Genomic DNA, 10,284 nt, shown 5'->3' with positions numbered 1-10,284 from the left:
GGGCGGGTGGGCCGCCGTGCTCGACGCGCTGCGGCCGGGCATGCGGTGGCTCGGCGGGGACCGGCTGCAGGTCAATCTGCACGCGAACCCGCCGCGCGAGATCTCGGGCGCCGAACTGCTCTTCGTGCCCGTCACTCCGCAGCGCCACGGCTGGGTTTCCTGGGACCAGGGCGAGCGGTACGCCGTCGTCTACCCCTGCGCGGGCGTGCTCACCGACGGACCGGTCACCTCCGTGCCCACCGGCCTCGGCACACTCCTCGGCGACGCCCGGGCCCGCATACTCGTCCTACTGGACTCCCCCATGAGTACGACCCAGTTGGTGGCCCTGACCGGGCAGGGGCTCGGGTCCGTCGGACGCCATCTGCGGGTGCTGCTCGACGCGCGGTTGGTACGGAGGCGGCGGGCGGGGCGGTCCGTGCTGTACTACCGGTCCGCGGCGGGTGAGGTGCTCGTGACGGCGCAGCGGGGCTGAGGGGCGGACGTGTGAGTCCGGCGTCGAGGAACGGACGTGTGGGACCGGCCGCGAGGAATGGACGTGCAAGACCGCGGGCCGTGCCGCCTGTGACCAAGGGCCCCCCGTCTGCGGTACGCCTGCCGGAGTTAGCATCCGCTCATGACTGCTGACAACGCTGCTGACAACACCGCTGGGACCCCGGACTCCGTGCTCGACATCGAGATCGGGGCGCTGCAGGGCGGCGCCGCGGACCTCGGCCAGTACCGGGGCAAGGCCGTCCTCGTCGTGAACGTGGCCTCCAAGTGCGGGCTGACACCGCAGTACGCGGGCCTGGAGCGGCTGCACGAGCGGTATGCCGACCAGGGCTTCACCGTGCTCGGGGTGCCGTGCAACCAGTTCCTCGGGCAGGAGCCGGGGTCGTCGGAGGAGATCGCGGAGTTCTGCTCGGCGACGTACGGCGTGACCTTCCCGATGACGGAGAAGGTCGAGGTGAACGGCGAGGGACGCCACCCGCTGTACGCGGGACTCGTGGACCAGGCCGACGCCGAGGGCCACACCGGTGACATCCGGTGGAACTTCGAGAAGTTCCTCATCGGCCGGGACGGCTCGGTCGTCGCCCGCTTCTCGCCGCAGACCGAGCCGGAGTCGGCGGAGGTCGTGGCGGCGGTGGAGAGCGCCATCGGCTGAAGCGGTTCGGCGCCCTCTGGTGTGTGACACCCGGGATGTGCGTCTCAGGCCCTCGGGTACCGGGTCAGCCACCCGGGAGACGCCCCTCCCGGACCGTGCAGTGCCGGACCCTGGGTCATCTCCATCGCGAAGTCGTCCGCGAGGACCAGCATCGTGGGGCGGCCCTCCAGCTCGGCCAGCCAGGCCGACGGGAGGGCCGTCTCGCCGTGGAGGGCACCGAGCAGCCCGCCGGTGAGCACTCCCGCGGCTCCGGAGGGCCCACCGTGGTTCACCGCGAGACACAGCCCGTGCCGCATGTCCTCGCCCACCAGCGCGCAGTACACGGCCACCGCGAGCGCCCCGTCCGCCGTACCGTCCCCGGCGAGCTCCTCGACCCGGGTCGGCGAGGGCATGCCCTGCCGTACGGCGCCGAGGGCCTGCTGGAGGGCGGCGGTGACCTGCTCATGGCCGGGCCGGGCGGCAAGGAGCACCAGCGCCTGCTGGACTGCCGCGTCGAGGCTGTCCCCGCGCGCCAGCGCGTGCACGATCGCGGCGTACGCCCCCGCAGTGAGGTACGCCCTCGGATGCCCATGGGTCTGCGCCGCGCACTCCACGGCGAGCTGCACCACGAGCTGCGACTCCCAGCCGACGAGGAGCCCGAAGGGTGCCGATCGGGCGGCGGCCTCCGGCCCCGGTTCGCCGGGGTTCTTGGGCGCGTCCAGCGTGCCCATGGTCGCGTCGCCGAAGCCGAGCAGACAGGCGAGGGAGGGGTCGCGGCGGGCGTACAGCCACTCCTCGCGGGCCAGCCACCCGTCGTCCTTGCGTCTCTCGTCGGGCCCCCAGTCCCGTTGCGTCGCCGCCCATCTGAGGTACGCCCGGTGCAGGTCCGTCGGCGGATGCCAGGCACCCGTGTCACGGCGCACCTGGGCCCGTATCAGCCCGTCCACGGTGAAGAGGGTGAGCTGCGTGAGATCGGTGACCGCGCCGCGCCTGCCGTACGCGGGCACCAGGTCGACGAGCCCCTCCGCCCCGTGCTCCGCGCGGATCTCCTCCAGGGTGAGCGCGTCGATCGGCGCGCCCAGCGCGTCCCCGACAGCCGCCCCGAGGAGCGTCCCGCGCACCCGGCTGCGAAAGTCCTGCTGTTCGGCCCGCCCCCACACGGCCCCGGCGTTCGCCACCACCACGCCCTCCCTCCGTCGTCCGCGCTGAGCACTGTAATCGAACGGGAACGGCCTGTTCTGGGCCCGGATCGGAATGTGAGGTGCAGTCCTCGTGACGAACGGAACGATCCCGCCCGGGTGGGCATCCAGCGGGCCCTGAACAAGGCCGAACCCCCTCGGCCGGGACGGCGGGCCAGTCGAGAGGGCTCTTCGGTGTTGCCTGTGAAGTTGTGATCGGGACGGTGCGAGGGGTCAGAACGATCCCCGGCTGACACCTGTCACGAAGGAGTTCCATGCGGTTGCGGGGAACGCGAGGGTGGGGCCCACGGCGACCTTGGAGTCGCGGACGGCCAGAGTCGCAGTGACGGGGGATTTGACCTCTACACAGGCGCCGTTGCCGGCGGAGTACGAGGATTTCGTCCACTCGAAGGTGGCGCCCTGACGGATTGCCATGTTTGCTCCGGTCTTGTCGAGTTGCTGAAACCGTCCCGCGATCCTGGTCCGGAATCCGCGGTCCGGTTCACGCCAACGTTGTTGCTGTCGGTGGCGTGATCGACGCTACTCGCCAACATCGGTGAACGAAGCGACTATTCACTCGACCGGGTGACATATACCACCTGTATCTTCCGCTACTGGATGCCACAGGTGTATCCTCGTGCGCTTTTTGTCGCCGATCGCCTCAGTGGAGCCGTTCCCACCCGTCCGGTCCGGTCCGCCCCGGAGCGGGACGGGCGAACCTCAGCGCGCGTATTCCTTCGCGATGTCCGCGATGAACTGGCGTGACTGTTCGGCGTTCAGGGCCTGGGCGCGGAGGTGTTCATACATGACGCTGTACTTCTGGACGTCGTGGGCCTTCTCCAGATAGAGGTCGCTGGTGACCCCCTCGATGTAGACCACGCTCGAATCCGCCGCGTCGGGGAACTCCAGGATCGCGTACTGGCCGTTCAGACCGGGATGCGCACCCATGTCGAAGGGCAGGATCTGGACGGTGACGTGCGGGCGCTGGGCCTGCTCGACGAGCCGCTCCAGTTGCTCGCGCATGATCAGACGGCTGCCGACGACCCGACGGAGGGCGGCCTCGTCGACCACCGCCCACAGGCGAAGGGGCTCGTCGGCGGAGATTCGTTCCTGTCTGCGCAGCCGGACCTGGACCCGTTTCTCCACGTCGGTCGTCGGGGTCTCCGGCAGGGCACCCTGGATGAGGGCCTCGGCGTAGGCGGGGGTCTGGAGCAGGCCGGGGACGACCTGGGGCTCGTACACCCTGAGCGAGGCGGCGTCCGTCTCCAGACCGATGTACACGCTGTAGGGGATGTCGCCGAAGGCGTGCCACCAGCCCTGCTGGCGGGAGTCCTTGGCCATCTGCATCAGCGAGTCGACGACCCGGTGGTCCTCGACCTCGTACACCCCGCACAGATCACGGACGTCGCGCTGGCTGATGCTGCGGCGGCCGTTCTCCAGGCGGCTGATCTTCGACTGCGAGACCAGCAGGCGCTCGGCGACCTCCTCGGCCGTCATGCCCTTGAGCTCGCGGAGCCGACGGAGCTCCTGGCCCAGGCGGCGTCGCCTGACGGTGGGATTGACATTGGACGCCACGGGACGTGCACCTCCGGCTGCGGGCCTCACACTTTGAGTATCTGCTGCTGAGCAGATTGCCACCAAGGTGCTTACTACCGCTGGGAAACACCGGATATGCGCCGTACACACGCCAGTTCGGGGCCGTACGTCCTCGGCAGCGATATCCAGCCGAATTCGGCCGGGTGTTCGGCCAAGTATACGGCCGGACATGTGGCCGGGCGCACGACCGTGCTTGCGGCTGTACATGTGGCCGTACATGCGGCCGCGCGGGGCGGTGAGGCCGTGGCGCCGCCCGGACGGATCGTCCGGGACGGACTGCGTACGACCTCACACGCCCCGCGCGAACCGGCGGCTCCCGAACGGGTCTTCAGGCCAGGCCCACGTCACGGCTCGTCATGGCGCTGACGTGCTGCGTGCCGGTGCGGTACCGCGTGGCGGTGCGGTACTGCGTCGTGGTGCCTGCTCGTGCGTTTCCGCACGTGCGCGTGGTGCTGTTGTGGTGCTTGTTCGCGATGCTCCGGTGCCGGTGGTGCTCGCCTCGGCACTGTTCGCGCTGTTGGCGCTGTTGGCGCTGTTGGCGCTGTTGGCGCTGTTGGCGCTGTTGGCGCTGTTGGCGCTGTCGCGGCCCGCGGCTCAGTGGGCCACGACACGCGCCATGGAACCGCGGCGCGGCTGCATCGGAACGCCCCCGGCGGGCTCCTGCCCGGCCCTGCCCCCGGCGGGAGCCGGACGGCCGGCCGGTGCCGGGCTACGGCGCGGCTGCGCCGCCGCACCGTTCTGGACGTCCATCACGGCGTGCGCCACGAGGCCGCCCATGGGGTCGTGCCGGATCAGATCCCGGAGGCGGGAGCGGGAGGACCGCCCCTCGTTCCCGGGATACAGGTGCTTGCCGAGACCGACCGCATGGGCCAGCGCGGCGAGCGCGGCCGTCCGCGGGTCCGGCGGCACGCCCGTCCGGATCGCGGAATCCAGCCGGGCCTTGATCTCCCGACTGATGGCCGTGTCCGTCGCCTGATAGCGCGTCGTCGGCAGCACCCCGCACATCTGGCCCGCCACGGCATGCACCATGCCGCACCGCTCCAGATGCGAGAGATAGGTCTGGCGCAGCCCCAGCCGGGGTCCGCCAATCCAGTGGACTGCCCGCACCGGAGCGCCGCGCCTTCGCAACAACTCCAACGCGGAGTCCAGAGTTGGATCTCCAGTCGGCCGTGGCGCCACCACGGCGATACGATCCCCGTCTGGGGCTATCCGTCCGGCCAGCGCCAGCTCTACTAGCTGCGCTCCGGCCAGACCAAGGTCGAGCGACTGCGGCTGTGCAGTGGTACCCGTGGTCGGGTCCAATGCCAGCAGCAGAAGCTCCTCCGGAAGTGTTCTGCGGCTCCTGCCCATCCATGCCTCCCCGCGTGGATGAATGACAGGGTGACCCCTCTCACATTGGTCTGTCGAGGGTGCGTGACCAGTTCGTAGTGGAACCAGTAGGTATGTCGTTCTCGTCTACGGCTTGAAGTAAGCCCGCACACAGGACACTGGTACATGGTTCGGACAGCGGTCCAGGGCAGTGTCCGGGCGGGGTTCACGGTTCGGAAGGGCGCTCGTTCCGGCAGTGGGGCGGCGCAGGAGGAGGCATCGGTGGCGGGCGAGTCCCCCGACAGGTCGAAGCGGTACGAGTCGTCGGCTGGGTCGACGCCGGGGAACCGGTCCATGGTTCCGGAACCGGGGGCCACGAGCGCACCGGGCGCGGGGGCGAAGGCGGGTGTGAAGGCGGCTGCGGGTGCGGCCTCGGCCGATCCGCGGCTGGCGGTGGCCCAGGAAAAGGCTCCCGTGGCGGGGGCGGCGTCCGCTTCTGCGTCGGTGGGTGTGGACCAGGCGACCGCCGTGTTCTCACGCCGGGGTCTGGAGGAGGCCGAGCGCGCGCTGGGGTCGACGGAGGGCTCAGCCGTCGGTGACCGTGACGGTGACGATGACGGTGAGGGCAAGAGCCCGAAGGCCGCTGAGGGCGCCGACGCGGGCTCCGGGGGCTCGGGGGCCTCCGGGGGCTCCGGAGACGACGACAAGCCGGAGAGCAAGGGCGAGGCCGCCACGGAGCCCGAGCCGGAGGCGGAGACCCGGTCCGAGGCGGAGGGCGAGTCCGAGGCCGAGCGCCGCTCGGAGACGGACTCCGGGGCCGAGGACGCCGCGGAGAGCGACGGCGACGGTACGACCGGTACGGCGGACGGAAAGGCCGAGACCGAGGCCGACGAGCCCAAGGGCGACACCAAGGCCGAGAAGCCCCAGGCGGACGCCCAGAGCGCCTCCTCGGACGCCTCGGACTCCGAGCAGGCCGCCAAGGTGGCCTCCAAGGCGGACGCCCCGGCCAAGGACGCTGACTCCGAAGTCGAAGCCGACGCGGACTCCGCGTCCAAGTCTGGTTCCGGGTCCAAGCCCGAGCCCAAGTCCAAGCCGGACTCCAAGCCCGAGCCGGGCTCCGACTCCGACTCCGACGGCGGATCGGACAAGGCGGACGCCCCCGAATCCCCGGTCGACCAGCCCACCGCCGTCTTCACCGTACGGCCGCCCGCCGTGGACCAGCCCACGACCATGCTCAAGCTGGGCGGCGACACGAAGCCGAAGGACTCGCGGGACTCGAAGGACGAGCCCGAGCCGGCGGACAAGTCGGCAGCCAGGACCACCGACAAGCCCGAGCCGAAGTCCGAGGCCAAGTCCGCCTCGAAGCCCGAGGCCAAGCCCGACCCGAAGCCAGACCCGAAGCCCGACTCGGAGTCCGAGCGCACCAGCAAGTTCGTGGCCCTCAAGCCGCTCGACGAGCCGAGGCCCCCGAAGCCCGCCAAGGCGCCCCCCGCGCCTCCGGGGACGGTCCCCGCGGACGCCACCGCCGCCATCCCGCAGATCGGCCCCGAGCACACCGCACAGCAGCCCCTGCCGCCCAAGCCGCCGATCGACCTGCTGGCCGAGCTGACGAACACCCCGCCGCCTCCGCCGTCCCCGATCCGGACGATCGTCCGGCGGGTCAAGATCTGGACTCCACTGGCCGTTCTGCTGGTGATCGTCTTTGCGGTCGTACAGGCCGTACGCCCCCTGCCGACGCCCACCCTCGCGCTGACGGCCGACCAGACGTACCGTTTCGAGGGCGACAAGGTCTCCCTGCCGTGGCCGGGCGAGGGCCAGGGCGCGATGGACGTGACCGGCATCGGCACGATGGACGGCTTCGGTGAGCAGACGGCCGTGCCGATCGGCTCGGTCGCCAAGGCGATGACCGCGTACGTCATCCTCAAGGAGCACCCCCTGAAGGTGGGCGCCAAGGGTCCGTCCGTCCCGGTCGACGCGCTCGCCGAGAAGGAGGGCGGCTACAGCGACGACGGCGAATCCACGCTCAACACCGTCAAGGAGGGCGACAAGCTCTCCCTGCAGGACGCCATAGCGGCCATCATGATTCCGTCCGCGAACAACATCGCGCGGTTGCTGGCCCGTTGGGACTCAGGCGGTTCCGAGGAGGAGTTCGTCAAGAAGATGAACGCCGCCGCCAAGGACCTCGGAATGACCAACACCGAGTACACCGACCCGTCCGGTCTGAAGGAGACGACCGTCTCCACCGCCGAGGACCAGGTCAAGCTCGGCAACGAGCTGGTGAAGATGCAGGCCCTGACGGACCTCACCAGGCTGCCCAGCTGGACGGACCCCTCCGGCAAGGAGCACCGCAACTACAACACGCTCGTCCCCTACGACAACGCCATCGGCATCAAGACCGGTTCGACCACCAAGGCCGGCGGCAACCTGCTGTTCGCGGCCACCAAGGAGGTCGGCGGCGAGACCGTGATCGTCGTCGGCGCGATCCTCGGCCAGCACACGGCGCCGATCATCGACACCGTCAACGCGGTCAGCAAGACCGCGATGGTCGCCGCGCAGGACGCGTTGACCAGCGACAAGATCCTCAAGAAGGGTGACGTCGTCGGGTACGTCGACGACGGGCTCGGCGGTCACACACCGGTCGTCGCCACCAAGGACGTCGACGCGGTGGGCTGGGCCGGGCAGACCGTCAAGCTGGCGCTGTCGGACGACGGTAAGACCATCCCGAACGAGGCGACGACCGGAACCAAGGTGGGTGCGCTCACCGTTGGAGACGGTAAGGGCGACACCGTCGAGGTGCCCGTCGCGCTCCAGTCGGACCTCGCCGAGCCCGGCCTCGGCAGCAAGCTGACCCGCGTGGGCTGACCGCCCCCGCGACAGCACCGCACCCCGTCGGTGGAGCAGCGCCCGTCGACCATCGGGCGCTCACCGGCGGGGTGCGTGCTAGCGTCGCGAGACCGGCAGGTCGCAGGCCGCGCGACCGACCGGAGACCAACGAGACACGGGACACGTCCAGAGGGACACGGGGAGTGCGTTCAGGTGGCGACAGCGGAGCGGACACACGCCGACGACGCCGATCCGGAACGGGGCACCGGCCCGCGAATACCAGCACCCTCCCGCGGCACCGCTCGTGAGAAGACCACCGGAGCCACCGAGGCGACTACCGGAGCCGCTGAGACGACCACCGGAGCCGCTGAGACGACCACCGGAGCCGACGAGACGACCACCGGCACCAGCGGCGAGGCCCATCCGGCGGGTGCGACGGGCCTTACCCGCCCGACGCACCCGACCCGCCCGGCGGGCCTGACCCGCCTGACCCGCGTCCTCCGCCACCCCGTCACCCTCATCACGGCCCTCTCCGCCCTCCTCCACCTCGTCTGGTTCTTCACGTTCGCGAACAGCGGTGGGGATCTGGCGGCGCAGGACGCGTGGGCGGAGTTCGTCGGCCGGCACCCGGACTCGGCGTACAACCTGGCCTGGTACGGCGGCATGCACCCGGTCTCGTACAGCGTGGTGTCCCCGTACCTGATGTCGGTCCTCGGCGTCCGTACGACGATGATGATCGCCGGGACGGTCTCGGCGGGCCTGCTGACGATGATCCTGATGCGTAGCAGGGGGGTGCGGCAGCCGCTGTGGCCCGCGCTGGCCGGGGTGTTCGCGCTGCTGTGCAACGCGGCGTCGGGGCGGGTCACCTTCGGGCTGGGCACGTTGTTCGCGCTGGGCGCGACCGCGGTCGTGTTCTGCTGGCCGTACCGCTGGCGCTACAAGCGCTGGGCGAAGGCCCTGTGCGCCGCGCCACTGGCCGCGCTGGCGACCATGGCGTCGCCTGTGGCGGGCCTGTTCGTGGGGCTGGTGGCGGTGGCGCTGTTCCTGCAGAAACGCCGTCCCGGTGCGTGGGCGCTGGGTCTGGCGCCCGCGGCGGTGGTGGCGCTGTCGGCCTGGCTGTTCCCGTTCTCGGGCACACAGCCGATGTCGATCGGATCGGCGTCCCTGCCTTTCCTCTTCGCGCTGTCCGTCTACGTCCTGGTCCCCAAGGACTGGACGACGGTACGGATCACGTCGGCGGTGTACGGGCTCTCCGTGCTCCTCGTCTGGCTGATCAGCTCGCAGATCGGGTCCAACATCACGCGGCTGTCGATGCTGTTCGCGGGTGTGGCGCTGCTGGCCGCGCTGCCCTTCGCGGTGCCGCGTTCCCGTAAGTGGTACGCCACGGTGATCGCCTTCCTCGGCTTCACGACATGGATCGGCTTCAAGACTGTGGATGACGTCGTCCACACGACACCGGCCGCGTCGTGGGCCCGAGAGCTGGCGCCCCTGGTGAACGAGCTCCAGGTGGTGGGCGCCGAGAAGGGCCGCGTGGAGGTGGTCCCGGCCCGTTCGCACCGTGAGGCCTCGGCGCTGGCGCCGTATGTGAACCTGGCGCGGGGCTGGAACCGGCAGGCGGACATGGAGCGCAACCCGCTCTTCTACGACGACACACTCAACTCCGCGAACTACCACGACTGGCTGAAACGGTGGGCCGTCCACTACGTCGTCCTGCCGAAGGACGAGCCGGACGGCGACGGGGGCGAGCGGGAGCGGGAGCTGGTTCAGCGGGGCCTGCCGTATCTGAAGCAGATCTGGGGCGACGCGAACTGGCAGTTGTTCTCGGTGACGGATCCGACGCAGCTGGCCGAGCCGGACGCCGTGGTCGACCGGGCCGCCCAGGGGGAGATGACGCTCCGGGTGAGCAAGGCGGGGCGTGTCCTGATCCGGATTCCGTACTCGCCGTGGCTGAGTCTGGTCGACGCGGAGGGCAAGAGCCTTCAGGGGCCTCAGGAGACGGCGGAGTCGAAGCGGCGGGAGGGCGATGCCGTGCCGAAGACGTACGACAACGTCAACGGTTGCCTCATGGAGGCGGAGGAGGACGTGTTCGGCGACAAGTGGACCGAGCTTCTGGCGCCCGCGCCGGGTACGTATCGCCTCGCGGCGCCGTATCAGCTGCCGCGGGGCACGCCGTGTCCGGAGGAACTCCGCTGAGGGCTGCGGGCAACGGGGCCGACGGCGCCCGCCGGGTTTTGCTCGCCCCGCCGCCCCCACCCGTCC

General features: G+C 70.5%; 8 protein-coding genes. 4 read left to right on the top strand and 4 right to left on the bottom strand.

What is annotated here, in order from left to right:
- The coding region (locus tag FPZ41_RS41200; protein WP_152869321.1) for an ArsR family transcriptional regulator at positions 1–472 on the top strand (472 nt) is incomplete at its 5' end.
- Between the two features lie 141 nt (positions 473–613).
- The gene (locus FPZ41_RS41195; protein ID WP_152869319.1) at positions 614–1,141 is read left to right on the top strand and encodes a glutathione peroxidase; all 528 of its coding nucleotides are present in this window, start codon (positions 614–616) and stop codon (positions 1,139–1,141) included.
- Positions 1,142–1,185: 44 nt separating this feature from the next.
- Here the strand turns inward: FPZ41_RS41195 and FPZ41_RS41190 are convergent, their stop codons facing one another.
- From FPZ41_RS41190 to FPZ41_RS41170, 4 genes are all read right to left on the bottom strand, one after another.
- Entirely contained in the window at positions 1,186–2,301 is a 1,116-nt protein-coding gene (locus FPZ41_RS41190) for an ADP-ribosylglycohydrolase family protein (protein ID WP_322621378.1), read from the bottom strand.
- Positions 2,302–2,532: 231 nt separating this feature from the next.
- Positions 2,533–2,733, bottom strand: a complete 201-nt coding sequence (locus FPZ41_RS41185) for a DUF397 domain-containing protein (protein ID WP_152869315.1) — start codon at positions 2,731–2,733, stop codon at positions 2,533–2,535.
- 285 nt (positions 2,734–3,018) lie between these two features.
- Positions 3,019–3,873: a helix-turn-helix domain-containing protein gene (locus tag FPZ41_RS41180; RefSeq protein ID WP_131560718.1), complete on the bottom strand. Its 855-nt coding sequence runs from the start codon at positions 3,871–3,873 to the stop codon at positions 3,019–3,021.
- A 615-nt stretch (positions 3,874–4,488) separates the two neighbouring features.
- Entirely contained in the window at positions 4,489–5,244 is a 756-nt protein-coding gene (locus FPZ41_RS41170) for a GOLPH3/VPS74 family protein (RefSeq protein ID WP_152869309.1), read from the bottom strand.
- A 312-nt stretch (positions 5,245–5,556) separates the two neighbouring features.
- Here FPZ41_RS41170 and FPZ41_RS41165 point away from each other — a divergent pair, with 312 nt between their 5' ends.
- Both FPZ41_RS41165 and FPZ41_RS41160 read left to right on the top strand, forming a co-directional pair.
- A complete protein-coding gene (locus FPZ41_RS41165; protein WP_228023345.1) occupies positions 5,557–8,064 on the top strand; it encodes a D-alanyl-D-alanine carboxypeptidase in 2,508 nt (835 codons plus the stop codon).
- 174 nt (positions 8,065–8,238) lie between these two features.
- The gene (locus FPZ41_RS41160) at positions 8,239–10,218 is read left to right on the top strand and encodes an MFS transporter (RefSeq protein ID WP_322621377.1); all 1,980 of its coding nucleotides are present in this window, start codon (positions 8,239–8,241) and stop codon (positions 10,216–10,218) included.
- Positions 10,219–10,284: the final 66 nt, after the last annotated feature.

The organism is Streptomyces acidicola (assembly GCF_009377235.1).
Taxonomy (GTDB): Bacteria; Actinomycetota; Actinomycetes; order Streptomycetales; family Streptomycetaceae; genus Streptomyces; species Streptomyces acidicola.
This window is presented reverse-complemented; position numbering and strand designations above follow the sequence as displayed.